The sequence below is a fragment of the Pseudomonas auratipiscis genome (assembly GCF_036324085.1).
GTDB lineage: Bacteria > Pseudomonadota > Gammaproteobacteria > Pseudomonadales > Pseudomonadaceae > Aquipseudomonas > Aquipseudomonas auratipiscis.
Genome location: NZ_JAZDCU010000013.1, coordinates 135,055 through 158,623 on the forward strand (window position 1 = coordinate 135,055; position 23,569 = coordinate 158,623).

Genomic DNA, 23,569 nt, shown 5'->3' on the forward strand with positions numbered 1-23,569 from the left:
CTCTATTTACTTGCGACGACGGACGATCATGTTGTCGGTACGCTTATTACCACGAGTCTTCGCGCCCTTAGTCGGGAAGCCCCATGGCGATACCGGATGACGACCACCGGAGGTACGACCTTCACCACCACCATGTGGGTGGTCAACCGGGTTCATGGCAACACCACGAACGGTTGGGCGAACGCCACGCCAGCGTTTAGCACCAGCTTTACCCAGCGAACGCAGGCTGTGCTCGGAGTTCGAGACTTCACCCAGGGTCGCACGGCATTCAGCCAGGACTTTACGCATCTCACCAGAGCGCAGACGCACGGTCACGTAGACACCTTCGCGAGCGATCAGCTGAGCCGAAGCACCAGCGGAACGAGCGATTTGTGCACCTTTGCCCGGCTTCAGTTCGATGCCGTGAATGGTGCTACCCACTGGAATGTTGCGCAGTTGCAGGGAGTTGCCTGGCTTGATTGGAGCCAGTGCGCCTGCGATCAGCTGGTCGCCAGCACTCACGCCTTTAGGGGCGATGATGTAGCGGCGCTCGCCGTCTGCGTAGCACAGCAGTGCGATGTGAGCAGTACGGTTTGGATCGTATTCGATACGCTCGACAGTGGCGATGATGCCATCTTTGTCGTTGCGACGAAAATCGACCATACGGTAATGCTGCTTATGACCACCACCTACGTGACGAGTAGTGATGCGGCCATTGTTGTTACGACCACCAGACTTCGACTTCTTCTCGAGCAGCGGTGCGTGAGGAGCGCCTTTGTGCAGCTCCTTGTTGACCACCTTGACCACGAAACGGCGGCCAGGGGAAGTCGGTTTGCATTTAACGATTGCCATGATGCACCCCTTCCTTACTCAGCACTGCTGCTGAAATCGAGATCTTGGCCTGGCTGAAGCGAAACGATCGCTTTCTTCCAGTCATTGCGCTTGCCCAGACCACGTGCGGTACGCTTGGTTTTACCCAGAACGTTTACGGTCGACACGTTTTCGACTTTTACGCCGAACAGGCCTTCGACAGCTTTCTTGATTTCCAGCTTGGTTGCATCAGTAGCAACCTTGAATACGAACTGGCCTTTTTTCTCAGCCAGAACGGTAGCCTTCTCGGAAACGTGCGGGCCAAGGAGGACTTTAAATACGCGTTCCTGGTTCATCCCAGCAGCTCCTCGAATTTCTTCACGGCCGACACAGTGATCAACACTTTGTCGTATGCGATCAGACTGACCGGATCGGAACCCTGCACGTCACGTACGTCGACGTGTGGCAGGTTACGAGCAGCCAGGTACAGATTCTGATCAACAGCGTCAGAAACGATCAGTACGTCGCTCAGACCCATGCCGTTCAGCTTGTTCAGCAGGTCTTTGGTTTTCGGTGCTTCAACAGCGAAGTCCTGAACCACGACCAGACGGTCGGTACGCACCAGCTCAGCGAGGATGGAACGCATTGCTGCGCGGTACATCTTCTTGTTGAGCTTCTGCGAGTGATCCTGAGGACGAGCTGCGAAAGTGGTACCACCGCCACGCCAGATTGGGCTACGGATAGTACCGGCACGAGCGCGACCAGTACCTTTCTGACGCCATGGGCGCTTACCGCCACCAGCAACGTCGGAACGGGTTTTCTGCTGCTTGGTACCCTGACGGCCGCCAGCCATGTAGGCCACGACTGCTTGGTGAACCAGCGTCTCGTTGAATTCGCCACCGAAAGTCAGTTCGGAAACTTCGATCGCTTGAGCGTCATTTACATTTAGTTGCATGTCAGCTTCCCCTTACCCGCGAGCCTTGGCAGCCGGACGCACAACCAGATCACCGCCAGTAGCGCCAGGAACGGCACCCTTGACCAGCAACAGATTGCGTTCAGCGTCGACGCGCACTACTTCCAGGGACTGAACGGTCACGCGCTCGGCGCCCATGTGACCGGACATTTTCTTGCCCTTGAATACACGACCAGGAGTCTGGCACTGGCCGATAGAGCCCGGGACGCGGTGGGAAACGGAGTTACCGTGGGTGTTATCTTGACCGCGGAAGTTCCAGCGCTTGATGGTACCGGCGAAGCCTTTACCTTTCGACTGACCGGTAACATCTACCATCTGGCCAGCAGCGAAGATTTCTGCATTGATCAAGTCGCCAGCCTGGTAATCGCCTTCTTCAAGACGGAATTCCCAGACACCGCGACCAGCGGCAACGTTCGCTTTAGCGAAGTGACCTGCTTGAGCAGCAGTCACACGCGAAGCACGACGCTCACCAACAGTGACTTGCACTGCACGGTAGCCATCGGTTTCTTCGGTTTTGAACTGGGTGACGCGATTCGGCTCGATCTCAATGACCGTGACCGGAATGGAGACACCTTCTTCGGTGAAAATACGGGTCATACCGCATTTACGACCGACTACACCAATAGTCATGTTGTAAACCTCATGAGTGTACGGGGCTTTCACCCGCTATGGCCGCCCATTTCAGAGCGTTACACGACTAAGACAGAGTCTTAGCCGAGGCTGATCTGCACTTCCACGCCGGCCGCAAGATCAAGCTTCATAAGTGCATCAACGGTTTTATCCGTTGGCTGGACGATGTCCAGAACGCGCTTATGAGTACGGATCTCGTACTGGTCACGCGCGTCTTTGTTGACGTGCGGGGAGACCAGAACGGTGAACCGCTCTTTACGGGTAGGCAGTGGAATTGGACCACGCACTTGAGCACCAGTACGTTTCGCGGTTTCCACGATTTCCTGGGTGGATTGGTCGATCAGGCGATGGTCAAAAGCCTTCAACCTGATACGGATTTGCTGATTTTGCATTGGATTTCAGACTCCAGGCTGCTATTCCCACCGGGCGCACTACGCCCGTTAAAAGGAGGCGTGATTCTATAGACGCCCCTATTGGGTGTCAACCCAATAAAAAAAGCCCCCGCTAAGCGGGGGCTTTTTCAACCTATCGAGAATTACTCGATGATTTTGGCTACGACGCCAGCGCCGACGGTACGACCGCCTTCACGGATAGCGAAGCGCAGACCATCTTCCATTGCGATGGTTTTGATCAGAGTGACAGTCATCTGGATGTTGTCACCTGGCATTACCATTTCAACGCCTTCTGGCAGCTCGCAGTTACCAGTCACGTCAGTAGTACGGAAGTAGAACTGTGGACGGTAGCCTTTGAAGAACGGAGTATGACGGCCGCCTTCTTCCTTGCTCAGAACGTATACTTCTGCGGTGAACTTGGTGTGCGGCTTAACCGAACCTGGCTTGACCAGAACCTGACCACGCTCAACGTCGTCACGCTTGGTACCACGCAGCAGAACGCCGCAGTTCTCGCCAGCACGACCTTCGTCCAGCAGCTTGCGGAACATCTCAACACCGGTGCAGGTGGTGGTGGTGGTGTCACGCAGACCAACGATTTCCAGGGCGTCCTGAACGCGGACGATACCACGCTCGATACGACCGGTAACAACGGTACCACGACCCGAGATCGAGAATACGTCTTCGATTGGCATCAGGAACGGCTTGTCGATAGCACGCTCTGGCTCTGGGATGTAGCTGTCCAGAGTTTCAACCAGACGCTTGACAGCGGTGGTGCCCATTTCGTTGTCGTCTTTGCCTTCCAGCGCCATACGAGCCGAACCAATGATGATCGGAGTGTCGTCGCCTGGGAAGTCGTAGGTGGACAGCAGGTCGCGAACTTCCATCTCAACCAGTTCCAGCAGCTCAGCGTCGTCTACCAGGTCAGCCTTGTTCAGGAAGACCACGATGTACGGAACGCCAACCTGACGGGACAGCAGGATGTGCTCACGAGTTTGTGGCATCGGACCATCAGCGGCCGAGCAAACCAGGATCGCGCCGTCCATCTGGGCAGCACCAGTGATCATGTTCTTCACGTAGTCAGCGTGACCTGGGCAGTCAACGTGAGCGTAGTGACGAATGTTCGAGTTGTACTCAACGTGTGCGGTGTTGATGGTGATACCGCGAGCTTTCTCTTCTGGAGCGCTGTCGATCTTGTCGAATTCGACGACGGCCGAACCGAAAACTTCGGAGCAGACGCGAGTCAGAGCTGCGGTCAGAGTGGTTTTACCGTGGTCAACGTGACCGATGGTGCCAACGTTGACGTGCGGGAGGGAACGATCAAATTTTTCTTTAGCCACGACAGTGAACTCCTAGCCTAAAGGGGCTGAATCAGCCTTGTTTTTTAACGAGCGCTTCGACGATATTCGACGGAGCTTCGGCGTATTTGGAGAATTCCATGGAGTAGCTCGCGCGACCCTGAGACATGGAACGAACGTCGGTCGCATAACCGAACATTTCTCCGAGCGGAACTTCAGCACGGACAACCTTGCCGGACACCGAATCTTCCATACCCTGGATCAGGCCACGACGACGGTTCAGGTCACCCATCACGTCACCCATGTAGTCCTCAGGGGTCACAACTTCTACCTTCATGATCGGCTCAAGCACTTTGCCGCCGCCTTTGGCTGCGAGCTGCTTGGTCGCCATGGAGGCCGCTACCTTGAACGCCATCTCGTTGGAGTCGACGTCGTGGTAAGAACCATCAAACACGGTTGCCTTCAGGCCGATCAGCGGATAGCCGGCAACGATGCCGTTCTTCATCTGCTCTTCGATACCCTTCTGGATCGCCGGGATGTATTCCTTAGGAACCACACCACCTACAACTTCGTTGGTGAATTCCAGACCTTCGGTGATGTTGCCTTGCGCGTCCACGGATGGCTGCGAGAAGCGAATCCAGCAGTGACCGAACTGACCACGACCACCGGACTGACGAACGAACTTACCTTCGATTTCGACGTTGTCCTTGGTGATCTGCTCGCGGTAGGAAACCTGCGGCTTACCGATGTTGGCCTCGACGTTGAACTCGCGCTTCATGCGGTCAACGAGGATATCCAGGTGAAGCTCGCCCATACCGGAAATGATGGTCTGGCCGGTTTCTTCGTCGGTCTTGACACGGAACGACGGGTCTTCTTGAGCCAGTTTGCCCAGTGCGATACCCATCTTTTCCTGGTCTTGCTTGGTTTTCGGCTCAACAGCTACCGAAATCACAGGCTCCGGGAAGTCCATACGCTCGAGGATGATCGGCTTGTCGGCATTGCACAGGGTGTCACCGGTGGTGACGTCCTTCATGCCGATCAGAGCAGCGATGTCGCCTGCCAGTACTTCTTTGATCTCTTCACGCTGGTTGGCGTGCATCTGCACCATACGACCAACGCGCTCTTTCTTGCCCTTGACCGAGTTGATCACGGAGTCGCCAGACTGCAGCATGCCCGAGTAAACGCGCACGAAAGTCAGGGTACCCACGAACGGGTCAGTAGCAATTTTGAACGCCAGAGCCGAGAACGGCTCATTGTCGTCAGCGTGACGCTCGTCATAATCGCCTTCAGTCAGCTCTTCCTTCGGCTTCTCGATCAGGTCAGGGTGGATACCCTTGATCGCAGGAATCTCGGTAGGAGCAGGCAGGAAGTCGATAACAGCATCGAGAACCAGTGGAACGCCCTTGTTCTTGAAGGAAGAACCGCAGACAGCCGGAACGATCTCGCTAGCCAGGGTGCGCGCACGCAGGCCTGCCTTGATTTCGTCGATGCTCAGCTCACCTTCTTCAAGGTACTTGTTCATCAGCTCTTCGTTAGCTTCTGCAGCGGCTTCGACCATATTGGCGCGCCACTCTTCAGCCAGGCTCAGCATATCGGCAGGAATTTCTTCCTCGCGATAGGTGGTGCCCTTGTCGTCGTCGTTCCAGTAGATAGCCTTCATCTTGATCAGGTCGACCTGACCCTGGAAGTTATCTTCCGAACCGATGGCCAACTGAACAGGAACCGGGGTGTGACCCAGACGGTTCTTGATCTGACCAACAACACGCAGGAAGTCAGCGCCAGCGCGGTCCATCTTGTTCACGTAGACAACACGTGGAACACCGTATTTGTTGGCTTGACGCCATACGGTTTCGGACTGCGGCTCAACGCCAGAAGTACCGCAGAATACAACGACGGCGCCGTCGAGTACGCGCAGGGAACGTTCTACTTCAATGGTGAAGTCAACGTGGCCCGGGGTATCGATGACGTTTACGCGGTATTTGCCATACTGGCCACGGGAACCCTCCCAGAAGGTGGTTACAGCAGCGGAGGTAATGGTAATACCCCGCTCCTGCTCCTGCACCATCCAGTCGGTAGTCGCGGCGCCATCATGCACCTCGCCCATTTTGTGGCTCAGGCCTGTGTAAAACAGGATCCGCTCAGTAGTGGTAGTTTTGCCTGCGTCAACGTGCGCGCAAATACCAATGTTACGGTAGCGGTTGATTGGTGTAGTACGAGCCATAGAGCCCTCGCAAAAAGATTGATGCTTGAATTAGAAGCGGTAGTGCGAGAACGCTTTGTTGGCTTCGGCCATACGGTGTACGTCTTCACGCTTCTTGACTGCAGCACCTTTGCCTTCAGCAGCATCCAGCAGCTCGCCAGCCAGGCGCAGGGCCATGGACTTCTCGCCACGCTTACGGGCGTAGTCTACCAACCAGCGCATTGCCAGGGCGTTACGACGGGATGGACGAACTTCAACAGGAACCTGGTAAGTGGCACCGCCAACACGGCGCGACTTAACTTCGACCAGCGGAGCGATGGCGTCGAGAGCTTTCTCGAAGATTTCCAGGGGATCGCTGTTCTTGCGTTCTTTGACCTTGTCCAGCGCACCGTAAACGATACGCTCGGCAACGGCCTTCTTGCCGCTTTCCATCACGTGGTTCATGAACTTGGCGAGGATCTGGCTTCCGTATTTTGGATCGTCCAGAATCTCACGCTTGGCTGCTACACGACGTCTTGGCATTGATAAGCCCTCAAACGGTCTTCAGGTTAGCCCGGGACAGTGAACCCATTGGATTCGTGCCCGACCTTACTCTTATCGACTCAATAAAATGAATTACTGCAAATTGCTGCAAACGACCGATTACTTCGGACGCTTGGTACCGTACTTCGAACGACCCTGGTTACGGCCTTTAACGCCGGAAGTATCCAGAGAGCCGCGAACGGTGTGGTAACGAACACCTGGCAAGTCTTTTACACGACCGCCGCGGATCAGTACCACGCTGTGCTCTTGCAGGTTGTGGCCTTCACCACCGATGTACGAGGAAACCTCGAAACCGTTGGTCAGACGCACACGGCATACTTTACGCAGTGCCGAGTTAGGTTTTTTCGGCGTAGTGGTGTACACACGGGTGCACACGCCACGACGTTGCGGGCAGTTCTGCAGCGCAGGAACGTCGGATTTCTCGACGATACGCTTACGCGGCTGACGTACCAGCTGGTTGATAGTTGCCATCTACTAGCTCCACTGTTGTCTTGCGACGCTATTGTCTTGCAAGAAAAGCAAAAATTGGCAGGACGAAGTCCCACCAAATTTAGGGGTACAAGAGTCTAAAGAGGATCTTGTCCCCAGTCAAGACGAGGCCCCAGCCTCCCCTCCCCGGTCATCGGCAACAATTTATGTCACCAATGCGCGGATCAGGTCAGCCGGGGCCCTGCCCTACTTTCAATTACCGCTGGAGTTCAGCGCTTCAGTCAGTGCGGCTTCGACCTCACTGGCACTTACGCGCAGCGGCTTGTCGGCATCACGGCGACGCTTGCGCTCGCTGTGGTATGCCAGACCGGTACCGGCCGGGATCAGACGACCCACGACCACGTTTTCTTTCAGGCCGCGCAGGTAATCGCGCTTGCCAGTTACCGCCGCTTCGGTCAGCACTCGAGTGGTTTCCTGGAAGGAAGCCGCCGAGATGAACGATTCGGTCGACAGCGAGGCCTTGGTGATACCCAGCAGCACACGGGTGAACTTGGAGACAAACTTGTCTTCCGCGCCAAGGCGCTCGTTCTCCACCAGTACGTGGGTCAGTTCCATCTGGTCGCCCTTGATGAAGCTGGAATCGCCCGACTCGGAAATCTCAACCTTGCGCAGCATCTGACGCAGAATGGTTTCGATGTGCTTGTCGTTGATCTTCACGCCTTGCAGACGGTAAACGTCCTGAATCTCGTTGACGATGTACTTGGCCAATGCGCTTACACCCAGCAGACGCAGGATGTCGTGCGGATCGCTTGGACCGTCGGAGATAACTTCGCCGCGGTTCACTTGTTCGCCTTCGAAGACGTTCAGGTGACGCCACTTCGGAATCAGCTCCTCGTACGGATCGGTACCGTCGTTCGGGGTAATAACCAAACGACGCTTGCCTTTGGTTTCTTTACCGAACGCGATGGTGCCGCTGACCTCAGCCAGAATCGAGGCTTCCTTCGGACGACGAGCTTCGAACAAGTCAGCAACGCGCGGCAGACCACCGGTGATGTCACGAGTCTTCGAGGTCTCTTGCGGAATACGCGCGATAACGTCACCAACACCGATCTGTGCACCGTCAGCCACACCAACCAGGGCGTTCGCCGGGAGGAAGTACTGTGCAGGTACGTCGGTACCCGGCAGCAGCAGATCCTTGCCATTGGCATCGACCATCTTGATTGCAGGACGAATTTCTTTACCTGCAGCCGGACGATCTTTGACGTCCAGAACTTCAATGTTGGTCAGGCCGGTCAATTCGTCAGTTTGACGCTTGATCGTGATGCCTTCTTCCATGCCCACGAAGGTCACGGTACCTTTCATTTCGGTAACGATCGGGTGGGTGTGCGGGTCCCACTTGGCGACGATAGCGCCAGCGTCGACCTTGTCGCCTTCCTTCACCGAGATCACGGCGCCGTACGGCAGTTTGTAGCGCTCACGCTCACGACCGAATTCGTCGGCAATAGCCAATTCACCGGAACGCGATACGGCAACCAGGTTACCGTCGGCACGCTCGACCTGCTTCAGGTTGTGCAGACGGACCATACCGCCGTTCTTCACCTGGACGCTGTCAGCAGCCGAGGTCCGGCTTGCAGCACCACCGATGTGGAACGTACGCATGGTCAGCTGAGTACCCGGCTCACCGATGGATTGCGCAGCGATAACGCCGACCGCTTCACCGATGTTCACCTGATGACCGCGAGCCAGGTCACGACCGTAGCACTTGGCGCAAATGCCGTAGCGAGTTTCACAGCTGATCGGCGAACGCACGATGACTTCGTCGATGCTGTTCAGTTCGATGAACTCAACCCACTTCTCGTCGACCAGGGTACCGGCCGGAACGATAACGTCGTCGGTGCCTGGCTTGAACACGTCACGGGCAATGACACGACCCAGAACCCGTTCACCCAGCGGCTCAACAACATCGCCACCTTCAATGTGCGGCGTCATCAGCAGGCCCTGCTCGGTGCCACAGTCGATCTCGGTCACAACCAGATCCTGGGCAACGTCTACCAGACGACGAGTCAGGTAACCGGAGTTCGCGGTTTTCAACGCGGTATCCGCAAGACCCTTACGAGCACCGTGAGTCGAGATGAAGTACTGCAGTACGCTCAGACCTTCACGGAAGTTCGCGGTGATCGGCGTCTCGATGATCGAGCCGTCCGGCTTGGCCATCAGACCACGCATACCGGCCAACTGACGAATCTGAGCTGCCGAACCCCGAGCACCGGAGTCAGCCATCATGTACATCGAGTTGAAGGACTCTTGCTCGACTTCGTTACCATCGCGGTCGATGACCTTCTCTTTCGAGAGGTTGGTCATCATCGCCTTGGAAACTTCGTCGTTCGCCTTGGACCACAAGTCGATAACTTTGTTGTACTTCTCGCCCTGGGTTACCAGGCCGGAGGCGTACTGACTCTCGATCTCTTTCACTTCGTCGGTGGCAGTACCGATGATGCGGGCTTTCTCGTCCGGGATAACGAAGTCGTTAACACCGATGGAAACGCCAGAGATGGTCGAGTAGGCAAAACCGGTGTACATCAGCTGGTCAGCGAAGATCACGGTCTCTTTCAAACCAACCACGCGGTAGCACTGGTTGATCAGCTTGGAGATCGCCTTTTTCTTCATTGGCTGGTTGACCACGTCGTACGACAGACCTGGTGGAACAACCTGGAACAGCAACGCACGTCCGACAGTGGTGTCGACGATACGGGTATTCTTGACGCTGCCACCATCACGATCGTTAACGGTTTCGTTGATACGAACCTTGATCTTGGCATGCAGGGCAGCTTCGCCAGCGCGGAATACGCGGTCGACTTCCTGCAGGTCGGCAAATACACGACCCTCACCCTTGGCATTGATGGCTTCACGGGTCATGTAGTACAGACCCAGTACAACGTCCTGCGACGGAACGATGATTGGCTCACCGTTGGCTGGCGACAGAATGTTGTTGGTCGACATCATCAGCGCGCGCGCTTCGAGCTGAGCTTCCAGCGTCAGCGGCACGTGAACGGCCATTTGGTCACCGTCGAAGTCGGCGTTGTACGCAGCACAGACCAGCGGGTGCAGCTGAATAGCCTTACCTTCGATCAGTACCGGTTCAAAAGCCTGGATACCCAAACGGTGAAGGGTCGGCGCACGGTTGAGCAGTACGGGGTGTTCGCGAATCACTTCGGCGAGAACGTCCCAAACCTCTGGCAGCTCGCGCTCGACCATCTTCTTGGCGGCCTTGATGGTGGTCGCCAGACCACGCATTTCCAGCTTGCCGAAAATGAACGGCTTGAACAGCTCGAGAGCCATCTTCTTCGGCAGACCGCACTGGTGCAGACGCAGGGTCGGACCTACGGTAATTACCGAACGGCCAGAATAGTCAACACGCTTACCGAGCAAGTTCTGACGGAAACGACCCTGCTTACCCTTGATCATATCGGCCAAGGATTTCAGAGGACGCTTGTTCGAACCAGTGATGGCACGACCGCGACGGCCGTTGTCCAGCAAGGCGTCGACCGCTTCTTGCAGCATGCGCTTTTCGTTACGCACGATGATGTCCGGAGCGGACAGATCGAGCAGGCGCTTCAGACGGTTGTTACGGTTGATAACCCGACGATACAGATCGTTCAGGTCGGAAGTCGCGAAGCGACCACCATCCAGCGGAACCAATGGACGCAGATCTGGCGGCAATACCGGCAGAACAGTCAGAACCATCCACTCAGGCAAGTTGCCCGAGCCCTGGAAGGCCTCCATCAGCTTCAAACGCTTGGACAGCTTCTTGATCTTGGTTTCCGAGTTGGTCTGCGGAATTTCTTCGCGCAGGCGACCGATCTCGTGCTCCAGGTCGATAGCGTGCAGCAGTTCACGGACAGCCTCGGCACCCATACGGGCGTCGAAGTCATCACCGAACTCTTCCAGCGCTTCGAAGTATTGCTCGTCGTTGAGCAGTTGGCCTTTTTCCAGCGTGGTCATGCCCGGATCGATAACGACATAGCTCTCGAAGTAGAGAACGCGCTCGATATCACGCAGGGTCATGTCCATCAGCAGGCCGATACGGGACGGCAGCGACTTCAGGAACCAGATGTGGGCAACCGGAGAGGCCAATTCAATGTGCGCCATGCGCTCACGACGAACCTTGGCCAGAGCGACTTCAACGCCACACTTCTCACAGATGACACCACGGTGCTTCAGGCGCTTGTACTTACCGCACAGGCACTCGTAATCCTTGACTGGGCCAAAGATCTTGGCGCAGAACAGGCCGTCACGCTCAGGCTTGAACGTACGGTAGTTGATGGTTTCCGGCTTTTTCACTTCACCGAACGACCACGAACGGATCATCTCAGGCGAGGCCAGTCCGATACGGATGGCGTCGAACTCTTCGACTTGACCCTGGTTTTTCAGCAAATTCAGTAGGTCTTTCAAGGCCTTTCCTCCTGGCGGAGCAGGGAGCGGGCTTTTCAGCCACGCTCCCGATTCGCGTCACGTGTTATTCGGTTTCCAGATCGATATCGATACCGAGCGAACGAATCTCTTTGATCAACACGTTGAAGGACTCGGGCATGCCCGGCTCCATACGGTGATCGCCGTCCACGATGTTTTTGTACATCTTGGTCCGACCGTTCACGTCGTCCGACTTCACTGTGAGCATTTCTTGCAGGGTGTATGCCGCGCCGTATGCTTCCAGCGCCCACACTTCCATCTCCCCGAAACGCTGACCACCGAACTGCGCCTTACCACCCAGCGGCTGCTGGGTAACCAGGCTATAAGAACCAGTGGAACGCGCGTGCATCTTGTCGTCCACCAAGTGGTTCAGCTTGAGCATGTACATGTAACCAACGGTCACTGGACGCTCGAACTTGTTGCCGGTACGGCCGTCGAACAGCTGCATCTGACCGCTTTCTGGCATGTCTGCCAGTTTCAGCATGGCCTTGATCTCGCTTTCCTTAGCACCGTCGAAGACTGGAGTGGCCATTGGCACACCGCCTTTGAGGTTCTTCGCCAAATCCAGGATTTCCTGGTCGGAGAAGTCTTCCAGGCTTTCCTGGCGGCCACCGATCTCGTTGTAGATCTCAGTGAGGAACTTGCGCAGCTCGATGACCTTGCGCTGCTCTTCAAGCATGCGGTTGATCTTCTCACCCAAGCCTTTGGCAGCGAGGCCAAGGTGGGTTTCGAGGATCTGACCGACGTTCATACGCGATGGTACACCCAGCGGGTTGAGCACCACGTCGACCGGGGTACCGTTGGCATCGTGCGGCATGTCTTCTACCGGCATGATTACCGAGACAACACCCTTGTTACCGTGACGACCGGCCATCTTGTCACCCGGCTGGATGCGACGGCGGATTGCCAGGTAAACCTTGACGATCTTCAGTACGCCCGGAGCCAGGTCATCGCCCTGTTGCAGCTTGCGTTTCTTGTCTTCGAACTTGTCGTCCAGCAGACGGCGACGATCAACGATGTAGGCCTGAGCCTTCTCGAGTTGCTCGTTCAGCGCGTCCTCGGCCATACGCAGCTTGAACCACTGTCCGTGCTCCAGACCGTCCAGTACTTCGTTGGTGATCACAGTGCCTTTCTTAAGACCTGCACCACCATCGACGACCTGGCCGTTCAAGGCAGAACGCAGACGCTCGAAGGTTGCGCCTTCAACGATACGGAACTCTTCGTTCAGATCCTTACGGATCTCGTCGAGTTGCATTTTCTCGATGGACAGAGCTCGGCTATCGCGCTCAACGCCGTCACGAGTGAAGACTTGTACGTCGATGACAGTACCTTTGGTGCCGGTAGGCACGCGCAGGGAGGTGTCTTTGACGTCGCTCGCCTTCTCACCGAAGATTGCACGCAGCAGTTTCTCTTCTGGAGTGAGCTGGGTTTCGCCTTTTGGCGTGACCTTGCCGACCAGAATGTCACCCGCGCAGACTTCAGCACCAACGTAGACGATACCCGCCTCGTCCAGCTTGTTCAGCGCAGCTTCACCAACGTTCGGGATGTCCGCGGTGATTTCCTCTGGGCCAAGCTTGGTGTCACGAGCCACACAGGTGAGTTCCTGAATGTGGATCGTGGTGAAGCGATCTTCCTGAACCACGCGCTCAGACAGGCAGATGGAGTCTTCGAAGTTGAAGCCGTTCCACGCCATGAATGCGATGCGCATGTTCTGACCCAGCGCCAATTCACCCATATCGGTGGACGGGCCGTCAGCCATGATGTCACTACGCTGAACCACATCACCTTTGCTCACCAGCGGACGCTGGTTGATGCAGGTGTTCTGGTTCGAACGGGTGTATTTGGTCAGGTTGTAGATGTCGACACCGGCTTCGCCAGTTTCAACTTCGTCATCCGCAACACGAACAACGATACGGCTGGCATCGACGGAGTCGATCACACCGCCACGACGAGCCACGACACAAACGCCGGAGTCACGCGCAACGTTGCGCTCCATACCGGTACCGACCAGCGGCTTGTCGGCACGCAGTGTTGGTACAGCCTGACGCTGCATGTTCGAACCCATCAACGCACGGTTGGCGTCGTCGTGCTCGAGGAACGGAATCAGCGACGCTGCAACCGAAACTACCTGCTTCGGCGAAACGTCCATCAAGGTGACGTCTTCTGGGGCCTTGACAGTGAATTCGTTCAGGTGACGAACGGCCACCAGTTCGTCGATCAGGTGCTTCTTCTCGTCCATCGTGGCCGAAGCCTGAGCGATGACGTGATCAGCTTCTTCGATCGCCGACAGGAACACGATATCGTCGGTGACAATACCCTCTTTCACTACACGGTACGGGCTTTCCAGGAAGCCATACTGGTTAGTGCGAGCGTACGCCGCCAGGGAGTTGATCAGACCGATGTTCGGACCTTCAGGCGTCTCGATCGGGCACACGCGGCCATAATGGGTCGGGTGTACGTCACGGACTTCGAAGCCGGCACGCTCACGGGTCAAACCACCAGGGCCGAGTGCAGAAACACGGCGCTTGTGGGTAATTTCGGAGAGCGGGTTGTTCTGGTCCATGAACTGCGAAAGCTGGCTGGAACCGAAGAACTCTTTCACCGCCGCCGCAACCGGCTTGGCGTTGATCAGGTCCTGAGGCATCAGGCCTTCGCTTTCTGCCATCGACAGACGCTCTTTGACCGCACGCTCAACACGCACCAGGCCCACACGGAACTGGTTCTCGGCCATTTCACCAACGCAGCGAACACGACGGTTACCCAGGTGGTCGATGTCGTCGACGATGCCTTTGCCGTTACGGATATCGACCAGGGTCTTGAGGACCTCGACGATATCTTCCTTGCTCAGCACGCCCGAACCTTCGATCTCGGTACGACCGATACGACGGTTGAACTTCATGCGGCCTACGGCAGACAGATCGTAGCGCTCAGCACTGAAGAACAGGTTGTTGAACAGGGTTTCGGCTGCGTCCTTGGTTGGCGGCTCGCCAGGACGCATCATGCGATAGATTTCGACCAGCGCTTCCAGTTGGTTGCTGGTGGAGTCGATCTTCAGGGTATCCGAGATGAACGGACCACAGTCGATGTCGTTGGTGTACAGCGTCTCGATGCGAACAACCTGAGCCTTGGCGATCTTCACCAAAACATCAGTGCTCAGCTCGGTGTTGCACTCAGCCAGGATTTCACCGGTAGCTGGGTGCACGATCGCCTTGGCGGTGGTGCGCCCCAGGACGTATTCCAGCGGAACGTCCAGTTGCTTGACGCCGGCTTTTTCCAGCTGGTTGATGTGACGAGCAGTGATACGACGACCTTGCTCGACAATAACCTTGCCAGAGTCATCATGGATATCCATGACTGCAACTTCACCACGCAGACGCTGAGGTACCAGCTCCAGGCTGAGCTTCTCGCCCGAGACGTGGAATACGTTGGTGGTGTAGAAAGCGTCCAGCACTTCTTCCGTGCTGTAACCCAGCGCACGCAGCAATACCGATGCAGGCAGCTTGCGACGACGGTCGATACGGACGAATACACAGTCTTTCGGATCGAATTCGAAGTCCAGCCACGAGCCGCGGTAAGGAATGATCCGCGCCGAGTACAGCAGTTTGCCAGAGCTGTGCGTCTTGCCGCGGTCGTGATCGAAGAACACGCCCGGCGAACGGTGCAACTGGGAAACGATAACACGCTCGGTACCGTTGATTACGAAGGTACCGTTTTCAGTCATCAGGGGGATTTCACCCATGTAGACTTCTTGCTCTTTGATGTCCTTGATCGCTTTGTTCGACGATTCTTTGTCGAAAATGATCAGGCGGACTTTCACCCGCAGCGGAACCGCGTAGGTCACGCCACGCAGTACACATTCTTTGACATCAAAAGCCGGTTCGCCCAGACGATAGCCAACATACTCCAGGGCAGCATTGCCGGAGTAGCTGATGATCGGGAAAACCGATTTGAAGGCCGCATGCAGGCCCACGTCGCGGAACTGATCTTTGGTCGCTCCCGCTTGCAAGAATTCACGATACGAATCCAGCTGGATGGCCAGGAGGTAAGGCACATCCATGACGTCCGGCAACTTGCTAAAGTCCTTGCGGATACGTTTTTTCTCAGTGTATGAGTAAGCCATCAGCGTTCCCCAGCTTGGTCACCTGCTTGTTTGGCTTCTCCCGACGGGAGCAGCCAGAAAATCGTGCAAACCCCTTGGTTTGCGCCACCGTCATCGGTGGTTACCGCTCGTCACTGGTGCCGACCTGGTCGGCCACCAATAACGGAAAAAGGCCGGTGGCAAGAGCCACCAGCCATCAGCCTTTCGCTTATCGCTCGGGCTGGAGACGCACAGTCGAAATTACTTCAGTTCGACAGTAGCGCCTGCTGCTTCCAGGTCAGCCTTGGCTTTGTCAGCAGCTTCTTTCGAAACGCCTTCAGCAACGACTTGAGGAGCGGTATCAACCTTTTCCTTGGCTTCTTTCAGGCCCAGGCCGGTCAGTTCACGAACAGCCTTGATCACGTTTACTTTCTTGTCGCCAGCGGCAACCAGAACAACGTTGAACTCGGTTTGTTCTTCAACAACGGCAGCAGCAGCAGCTGGGCCAGCAGCGGCAACAGCAGCGGTAACGCCGAAGGTTTCTTCCATTGCTTTGATCAGCTCAACAACTTCCAGAACGGTTTTCTGGCCGATTGCTTCGATGATTTGCTCGTTAGTCAGAGACATGACTTAAATCCTGTATTGGGGTGACAGCCTACGCAGCCATCAAATTAAACGTATGATTTCGAAAGCGCTTTCTGTGCCTTAGGCAGCAGCAGCTTCTTTCTGGTCGCGAACGGCTGCCAAAGTACGAGCCAGCTTGCTGGTAGCGCCTTGGATCACGCTCATCAGCTTCGCAATAGCCTCGTCGCGAGTTGGCAGAGAAGCCAACACGTCGATCTGGTTTGCGGCAAGGAACTTGCCGTCGAACGCAGCTGCCTTGATCTCGAACTTGCTCTGACCCTTGGCGAACTCAGCGAACAGACGGGCAGCAGCGCCCGGGTGCTCGTTGGAGAATGCAATCAGGGTAGGGCCGGTGAAGGCGTCGTTGAGGACACTGAATTCAGTGTCAGCAACAGCGCGCTTGAGCAGGGTGTTACGTACAACACGTACGTAAACGCCAGCTTCACGAGCCTCTTTACGGAGTCCGGTCATTGCGCCTACAGTCACGCCACGGGCATCAGCCACGACAGCAGACAGAGCGACTTTGGCAGCCTCGTTGACTTCAGCGACGATGGCCTTCTTGTCTTCGAGTTTAATTGCCACGGGTAAAACTCCTGCTTGTTACCGTTTCATCCAGCCGAAGCCGGATGTCGTTTTGGTGTCTGATTCGCTAAAGAACCAGGGGCACCATCTGCGTAGGCTTGTGGTTTAAGACTTGCGTCGCCTACGGTCTTGGATAGCCCCCGCCAGGCAGGGACCCCAATTTTTTAAACCGACGCGATCGCTCGCGTCGATTTTTGTCTTACGCGTTCAGCGAGCCTTGGTCGATGACCAGGCCTGGACCCATGGTGGTGCTCAGGGTAACGCGCTTAACGTAGATACCTTTCGAAGAAGCTGGCTTGATACGCTTCAGGTCAGCGATCAGGGCTTCAACGTTTTCCTTCAGCTTGCCGGCTTCAAAGCCGATTTTGCCAACGGAGGTGTGGATGATGCCGTTTTTGTCGGTGCGATAACGAACCTGACCAGCCTTGGCGTTTTTAACCGCGGTAGCTACGTCGGGAGTCACGGTACCAACTTTCGGGTTAGGCATCAGGCCACGAGGACCCAGAACCTGACCCAACTGACCTACAACACGCATTGCGTCCGGGGAAGCAATAACGACGTCATAGTTCAGGTCGCCGGCTTTCATTTCAGCAGCCAGATCGTCCATACCTACACGGTCAGCGCCGGCAGCCAGAGCGGCCTCAGCAGCTGGACCCTGGGTGAAGACAGCAACACGTACAGTCTTGCCAGTGCCGTGTGGCAGCACAGTAGCGCTACGAACAACCTGGTCAGATTTACGTGGGTCAACGCCGAGGTTGACAGCAATGTCGAAGGACTCGCTGAACTTCACGGTGGACAGTTCGGCCAGCAGCACTGCTGCGTCTTCGAAGTTGTAGACTTTGCCAGCTTCGAGCTTCGAAGCAATGGCCTTTTGGCGCTTAGTCAGCTTAGCCATTACACACCCTCCACGTTGAGGCCCATGCTGCGAGCAGAACCGGCGATAGTACGCACGGCTGCTTCCATGTCAGCGGCAGTCAGATCAGCATTTTTGGTTTTTGCGATCTCTTCCAGCTGAGCACGGGTCACAGTACCGACTTTAACGGTGTTAGGACGTGCAGAGCCGCTGGTCAGGCCAGCTGCTTTCTTCAGCAGAACCGAAGCAGGGGTGCTTTTGGTTTCGAAGGTGAAGCTGCGGTCACTGTAAACAGTGATGATCACAGGAGTCGGCAGACCGGCTTCTTGACCCTGAGTACGGGCGTTGAAGGCCTTGCAGAATTCCATGATGTTCACACCGTGTTGACCCAGAGCTGGACCAACGGGTGGGCTTGGGTTGGCCTGGCCGGCCTTTACTTGCAGCTTGATGTAAGCCTGAATCTTCTTAGCCATGAGCTACTCCAATATCGGGTACGAACGCCAAAAAGGCTCCCCGGATTACTTGCGTTTTATCCCAGTGACGACAAAACCCCGCAGCACATAGGGCTGCGGGGTAATGGGATGCGTTGTTCGGCTAGACCTTTTCGACCTGGCTGAACTCGAGCTCCACCGGAGTAGAGCGACCGAAAATGAGTACGGCCACTTGGATCCGACTCTTCTCGTAGTTAACTTCTTCAACAGTACCGTTGAAGTCTGCAAACGGGCCATCGATAACACGGACGACTTCGCCCGGCTCGAACAGCGTCTTTGGCTTAGGCTTGTCGCTACCATCAGCAACACGACGCAAAATGGCCTCGGCTTCTTTATCAGTGATGGGTGCAGGCTTATCTGCAGTACCACCAATGAAGCCCATGACGCGAGGGGTGTCCTTGACCAAGTGCCAAGTCCCTTCGTTCATTTCCATTTGCACCAGCACATAACCTGGAAAGAATTTACGTTCGCTTTTGCGCTTCTGGCCATTGCGCATCTCAACCACTTCTTCAGTGGGGACCAGAATCTCGCCGAACCCGTCTTCCATGCCAGCCAGCTTTACGCGCTCGATCAGCGAGCGCATTACATGCTTCTCGTAACCCGAGTAAGCATGCACAACATACCAACGCTTAGCCACGGGACACCCTTAGCCAACAATCAAGGAAATCAACCAACCGAGCAGGGAGTCGAGACCCCACAGCAGCAGCGCCATAACCAGAACAACAGCAACCACAATGAGCGTGGTCTGCATGGTTTCTTGACGGGTTGGCCATACGACTTTACGAATCTCGGTGCGCGCTTCCTTTACCAGCGTAAAGAACGACCTGCCTTTAGCAGTCTGCAGGGCAATAAAGCCAGCAACAGCAGCAAGAGCAAGCAGTGCGAGTACGCGATACAGAATCGGCGAAGCAGAGTAATAAAGATTACCTACAACACCTACAACCACCAAAGCGACAACAGCCAGCCACTTGAGCAGATCAAAACGAGAGTCTTGGGCTTCAGCCTTGGGAGTCATCTAGGAAGATCCTGTGAAAAGAAAGCCAGACACACGAGGTGAATCTGGCAGGTCAGGAGGGAATCGAACCCCCAACCTACGGTTTTGGAGACCGTCGCTCTGCCAATTGAGCTACTGACCTAAAAGCTTATCAGGCCGGCCATTATGCCGGCCTGATCGAGAGAAATCAACTACTTATTCGATAATCTTTGCTACGACGCCAGCGCCGACGGTACGACCGCCTTCACGGATAGCGAAGCGCAGACCATCTTCCATTGCGATGGTTTTGATCAGAGTGACAGTCATCTGGATGTTGTCACCTGGCATTACCATTTCAACGCCTTCTGGCAGCTCGCAGTTACCAGTCACGTCAGTAGTACGGAAGTAGAACTGTGGACGGTAGCCTTTGAAGAACGGAGTATGACGGCCGCCTTCTTCCTTGCTCAGAACGTATACTTCTGCGGTGAACTTGGTGTGCGGCTTAACCGAACCTGGCTTGACCAGAACCTGACCACGCTCAACGTCGTCACGCTTGGTACCACGCAGCAGAACGCCGCAGTTCTCGCCAGCACGACCTTCGTCCAGCAGCTTGCGGAACATCTCAACACCGGTGCAGGTGGTGGTGGTGGTGTCACGCAGACCAACGATTTCCAGGGCGTCCTGAACGCGGACGATACCACGCTCGATACGACCGGTAACAACGGTACCACGACCCGAGATCGAGAATACGTCTTCGATTGGCATCAGGAACGGCTTGTCGATAGCACGCTCTGGCTCTGGGATGTAGCTGTCCAGAGTTTCAACCAGACGCTTGACAGCGGTGGTGCCCATTTCGTTGTCGTCTTTGCCTTCCAGCGCCATACGAGCCGAACCAATGATGATCGGAGTGTCGTCGCCTGGGAAGTCGTAGGTGGACAGCAGGTCGCGAACTTCCATCTCAACCAGTTCCAGCAGCTCAGCGTCGTCTACCAGGTCAGCCTTGTTCAGGAAGACCACGATGTACGGAACGCCAACCTGACGGGACAGCAGGATGTGCTCACGAGTTTGTGGCATCGGACCATCAGCGGCCGAGCAAACCAGGATCGCGCCGTCCATCTGGGCAGCACCAGTGATCATGTTCTTCACGTAGTCAGCGTGACCTGGGCAGTCAACGTGAGCGTAGTGACGAATGTTCGAGTTGTACTCAACGTGTGCGGTGTTGATGGTGATACCGCGAGCTTTCTCTTCTGGAGCGCTGTCGATCTTGTCGAATTCGACGACGGCCGAACCGAAAACTTCGGAGCAGACGCGAGTCAGAGCTGCGGTCAGCGTGGTCTTGCCATGGTCAACGTGACCAATGGTGCCGACGTTCACGTGCGGCAAACTACGATCGAACTTTTCCTTAGCCATCGAGACAATCCTCAGCAAGAAGAAATAAGCAAGTTAATGCAGCCATTAAAACAAAGGCAGATATTTTCATATCTGCCTTGTTATATGGAGCTCTTGAGCGGATTTGAACCGCTGACCTCACCCTTACCAAGGGTGTGCTCTACCAACTGAGCTACAAGAGCGTAACACTGTGCAACAACAGCAAACTTGGAGCGGGTAGCGGGAATCGAACCCGCATCATCAGCTTGGAAGGCTGAGGTTCTACCACTAAACTATACCCGCGGAGCTTGCAGCTCTCGCTAAAATGGTGGAGGGGGAAGGATTCGAACCTTCGAAGTCGTAGACGTCAGATTTACAGTCTGATCCCTTTGGCCGCTCGGGAACCCCTCCTGAGCTGGGCGGCATTTTCAACTCTTGCCGTCCTACTGTCAAGCTTTTTCTCATTAAAATCTTGAGGTTAGCTAATTTGACAGCTACTTCACAGTGTTGCCACTTAGTGGTCATCCCTGTGAAGCGGGCGCCATTCTATCAAGCTATTCACCAGTTGCAATACCCTCGCACAACTTTATTTTATGTTTTAAGTCTTTGAAATCTCGAGAAAGTGTCCCGAGCAGGGATTGATCAAGCAAACGCTGGCTGTCCGGCTGAATTTGCAACCAAAGCCCCGCCTCATCTCCAAGCCTGCCCGTAACAGGAACCGAGGCCACATCCAAACTCAAGAGTCGCTGCCGCAAGGCTCCGAGCTGCTCTTGACCGCTTACCCCACCTACGTACAGACACTCACGACCACCCGCTGGAACCTGCGCATTCTGATGCGACTCACTCAACAGACGTATACCCTGCTGGTTGCCCTTATAAAGCGAAAGTGGCGCGACCTCCTTGACCCTCAAAGGAGCCTCCTGCTGATGCCATACGTAATAAGCAGCATTGAGCACCACCAATAACAGAAACAACCAACGCATAGTCACCTCAATCCAGGGGGCAGGCCATCGCCAGGCCGACAAACACCAAATCAGGCACTACACGTGCAGTTGGCGCAGCCTCTTGCACCAGCGGCGCATCACCACCGGTCAGCAAAACCGAGAAATCCTCACCCCACAGCTCCCGCGCGTGATCGAGCTGGGAACGAACGAAGCCTTGAAGCATATGCACACATCCACGCTCAACCGCTTCGACCGTAGAGCGCCCAGGGGCCATGCTTGATAGCGCTCGCTCAGCGGAGGCATCGTCGTATCGAATCCTGCGAGTGTGCGTACGCAACTGGCTACGCATCAAAGGCATTCCCGGACAGATAAAGCCCCCCAGGTGCTCGCCATCCGCTGCAACGAAGTCCGCCTTGGCTGCAGTCCCAAAGTCCATGACCAGACACGCCCCACCCGACAAACGATATGCACCCAATACAGCGAGCCAGCGATCCAGACCGAGACGCTGATAGTCTTCATATCCGTTGCGCACACCTGCAACCTCTTTGGCCGGTTGCGCGACGAGAACCCGAAGCCCGAAACACTGATGTAAAAGTGCGGATAAACTTATCGTTTCCTCCTCACTGCGCACACTGACCAAGCGACACTGCTTAGGCGGCAGCGCAAGCGCACTGACCGCATCGACCAGGGCCATATCGGAGTCGACCACCCCGCTACCGACAATCGACAAGTCCGTGTCGCGAATTACGCGCCACTTGATAAAGCTGTTACCGCAATCGAGCTCAAGAATCATCACGCAACCTCAAACTGAGCTCACCACCGCTGAAGCTCTTTTCTACTCCATCGACTTCAAGGCGCAATGCACCTTGGCCATCGATCCCCAAAACAGTACCGTCGACCTTGTTGGTCCCGGCAATCAGCGATACAGCTCGCCCCTGCCACAGGTGCGCCTGCTCCCACTCTGCCTGAAACCCAGCGAAGCCGGCTTCACGGTGGCGCTCGAGGTCCACCTGCAGATTGCGGTTCAACCTGGCCACTAGCAAGTTGCGATCAATTGAACTTCCCACCTCACGGCGCACGGAGGTCCATGGCTGATCAACCTCTTTAGCCGCCTGCATGTTGACGTTGATACCTATACCCAGCACCACATGACAGACATCAGCCGGATCACCCACTAATTCCAACAAAATCCCGGCAATCTTCTGATTATTGACCAGCACATCATTAGGCCACTTCAATCCGGCATTCACGACACCAAATGACTGCAGCGCGCGCATGACCGCGAGGCCTACAACCAGGCTCAAACCCTCGAGCTGGCGCATGCCACCCTCAATACGCAACACCAGGCTGTAGTAGAGGTTGTCTGCAAATGGACTTACCCATTGTCGCCCGCGCCGACCCCGCCCCGCGGTTTGACGCTCGGCAACCACCAGGAAGGGCGCACGCTGCCCTGCTGCAATTGCGCGCAAGGCTTGCGCATTCGTCGAGTCGATGGACTCAAAGACCAGCACCGGCCAAGGCTCGCCCTGCGAATGCTCAGCTATCTCGTGCTCCTGCAGCAGGACCAAGGGCGAGGCTAACTGATAGCCGCGGCCGCGCACCTTATGAATGGGTAGATTCAACTCGGCCTCAAGGTGCTGTAGCTGTTTCCAGACAGCACTGCGACTTATGCCAAGGGCATTCCCCAGATCCTGCCCGGAATGGAATCGGCCATCCTTGAGGAGCTCTAACAACTTCAGCATGCCAATCTCGACTCTTGATGAGGCTGGCATGATAGCCATGCAGGTAGGGATTGCATAGAAAACAGATGAAGCAGAGGCGCCGAATTGGACGGTATCGCGGGTAAACCTCGCCCCGGCAGCGGCGAGGTGTGCGATGCCGGAAAAGACAAAACCCCTACCTGCATGTGCAGATAGGGGTTTCGGAATTTAATCT

General features: G+C 55.7%; 21 protein-coding genes and 4 tRNA genes. All 25 read right to left on the reverse strand.

The window, feature by feature from the left end; translation table 11 throughout:
- Positions 1–6 precede the first annotated feature (6 nt).
- A complete protein-coding gene (gene rplB / locus V0R60_RS18525; RefSeq protein ID WP_136474255.1) occupies positions 7–831 on the reverse strand; it encodes a 50S ribosomal protein L2 in 825 nt (274 codons plus the stop codon).
- Between the two features lie 14 nt (positions 832–845).
- On the reverse strand, positions 846–1,145 hold the full coding sequence (rplW, locus tag V0R60_RS18530) for a 50S ribosomal protein L23 (RefSeq protein WP_010220306.1): 300 nt from the start codon (positions 1,143–1,145) through the stop codon (positions 846–848).
- Complete coding sequence (rplD, locus tag V0R60_RS18535; protein ID WP_010220305.1) at positions 1,142–1,744, reverse strand: 50S ribosomal protein L4; 603 nt, start codon at positions 1,742–1,744, stop codon at positions 1,142–1,144. Before rplD ends, rplW begins: the two co-directional genes overlap by 4 nt.
- Positions 1,745–1,756: 12 nt before the next feature.
- A complete protein-coding gene (rplC, locus tag V0R60_RS18540; RefSeq protein WP_028944484.1) occupies positions 1,757–2,392 on the reverse strand; it encodes a 50S ribosomal protein L3 in 636 nt (211 codons plus the stop codon).
- An 80-nt stretch (positions 2,393–2,472) separates the two neighbouring features.
- The gene (gene rpsJ / locus V0R60_RS18545) at positions 2,473–2,784 is read right to left on the reverse strand and encodes a 30S ribosomal protein S10 (RefSeq protein WP_003186070.1); all 312 of its coding nucleotides are present in this window, start codon (positions 2,782–2,784) and stop codon (positions 2,473–2,475) included.
- A 143-nt stretch (positions 2,785–2,927) separates the two neighbouring features.
- On the reverse strand, positions 2,928–4,121 hold the full coding sequence (gene tuf / locus V0R60_RS18550; protein WP_105642145.1) for an elongation factor Tu: 1,194 nt from the start codon (positions 4,119–4,121) through the stop codon (positions 2,928–2,930).
- A 31-nt stretch (positions 4,122–4,152) separates the two neighbouring features.
- Positions 4,153–6,300 carry an elongation factor G gene (gene fusA / locus V0R60_RS18555; protein WP_330080478.1) on the reverse strand — a complete coding sequence of 716 codons (2,148 nt, stop codon included), beginning with the start codon at positions 6,298–6,300 and terminating at the stop codon, positions 4,153–4,155.
- A 30-nt stretch (positions 6,301–6,330) separates the two neighbouring features.
- Positions 6,331–6,801: a 30S ribosomal protein S7 gene (gene rpsG, locus V0R60_RS18560; protein WP_008089143.1), complete on the reverse strand. Its 471-nt coding sequence runs from the start codon at positions 6,799–6,801 to the stop codon at positions 6,331–6,333.
- 120 nt (positions 6,802–6,921) lie between these two features.
- Complete coding sequence (gene rpsL / locus V0R60_RS18565; protein ID WP_003186084.1) at positions 6,922–7,293, reverse strand: 30S ribosomal protein S12; 372 nt, start codon at positions 7,291–7,293, stop codon at positions 6,922–6,924.
- Between the two features lie 210 nt (positions 7,294–7,503).
- Entirely contained in the window at positions 7,504–11,703 is a 4,200-nt protein-coding gene (gene rpoC, locus V0R60_RS18570) for a DNA-directed RNA polymerase subunit beta' (protein ID WP_136474253.1), read from the reverse strand.
- Between the two features lie 64 nt (positions 11,704–11,767).
- Positions 11,768–15,841, reverse strand: a complete 4,074-nt coding sequence (gene rpoB / locus V0R60_RS18575; protein ID WP_136474252.1) for a DNA-directed RNA polymerase subunit beta — start codon at positions 15,839–15,841, stop codon at positions 11,768–11,770.
- A gap of 219 nt (positions 15,842–16,060) precedes the next feature.
- A complete protein-coding gene (gene rplL, locus V0R60_RS18580) occupies positions 16,061–16,426 on the reverse strand; it encodes a 50S ribosomal protein L7/L12 (protein WP_043861936.1) in 366 nt (121 codons plus the stop codon).
- A gap of 78 nt (positions 16,427–16,504) precedes the next feature.
- Positions 16,505–17,005, reverse strand: coding sequence for a 50S ribosomal protein L10 (gene rplJ / locus V0R60_RS18585; protein ID WP_045190247.1), 501 nt, complete (start codon positions 17,003–17,005; stop codon positions 16,505–16,507).
- Between the two features lie 199 nt (positions 17,006–17,204).
- Positions 17,205–17,900 (reverse strand): 50S ribosomal protein L1, encoded by a 696-nt coding sequence (gene rplA / locus V0R60_RS18590; RefSeq protein ID WP_136474251.1) that lies wholly within the window; start codon positions 17,898–17,900, stop codon positions 17,205–17,207.
- Complete coding sequence (gene rplK, locus V0R60_RS18595) at positions 17,900–18,331, reverse strand: 50S ribosomal protein L11 (protein WP_028944937.1); 432 nt, start codon at positions 18,329–18,331, stop codon at positions 17,900–17,902. Before rplK ends, rplA begins: the two co-directional genes overlap by 1 nt.
- Positions 18,332–18,452: 121 nt before the next feature.
- Positions 18,453–18,986 (reverse strand): transcription termination/antitermination protein NusG, encoded by a 534-nt coding sequence (gene nusG / locus V0R60_RS18600; protein WP_136474250.1) that lies wholly within the window; start codon positions 18,984–18,986, stop codon positions 18,453–18,455.
- Between the two features lie 9 nt (positions 18,987–18,995).
- The gene (gene secE / locus V0R60_RS18605) at positions 18,996–19,364 is read right to left on the reverse strand and encodes a preprotein translocase subunit SecE (protein ID WP_136474249.1); all 369 of its coding nucleotides are present in this window, start codon (positions 19,362–19,364) and stop codon (positions 18,996–18,998) included.
- 45 nt (positions 19,365–19,409) lie between these two features.
- A tRNA-Trp gene (locus V0R60_RS18610) sits at positions 19,410–19,485 on the reverse strand.
- Positions 19,486–19,538: 53 nt separating this feature from the next.
- Positions 19,539–20,732, reverse strand: coding sequence for an elongation factor Tu (gene tuf, locus V0R60_RS18615; protein WP_105642145.1), 1,194 nt, complete (start codon positions 20,730–20,732; stop codon positions 19,539–19,541).
- Positions 20,733–20,817: 85 nt separating this feature from the next.
- A tRNA-Thr gene (locus V0R60_RS18620) sits at positions 20,818–20,893 on the reverse strand.
- A 26-nt stretch (positions 20,894–20,919) separates the two neighbouring features.
- Positions 20,920–20,993, reverse strand: a tRNA-Gly gene (locus V0R60_RS18625).
- A gap of 23 nt (positions 20,994–21,016) precedes the next feature.
- Positions 21,017–21,101: transfer RNA gene (locus V0R60_RS18630), tRNA-Tyr, on the reverse strand.
- 143 nt (positions 21,102–21,244) lie between these two features.
- On the reverse strand, positions 21,245–21,673 hold the full coding sequence (locus tag V0R60_RS18635) for a hypothetical protein (protein WP_330080479.1): 429 nt from the start codon (positions 21,671–21,673) through the stop codon (positions 21,245–21,247).
- Between the two features lie 7 nt (positions 21,674–21,680).
- Positions 21,681–22,427: a pantothenate kinase gene (locus V0R60_RS18640; RefSeq protein ID WP_330080480.1), complete on the reverse strand. Its 747-nt coding sequence runs from the start codon at positions 22,425–22,427 to the stop codon at positions 21,681–21,683.
- On the reverse strand, positions 22,417–23,376 hold the full coding sequence (gene birA / locus V0R60_RS18645) for a bifunctional biotin--[acetyl-CoA-carboxylase] ligase/biotin operon repressor BirA (protein WP_330080481.1): 960 nt from the start codon (positions 23,374–23,376) through the stop codon (positions 22,417–22,419). The genes V0R60_RS18640 and birA overlap by 11 nt, the downstream gene beginning before the upstream one ends.
- Between the last annotated feature and the right edge of the window lie 193 nt (positions 23,377–23,569).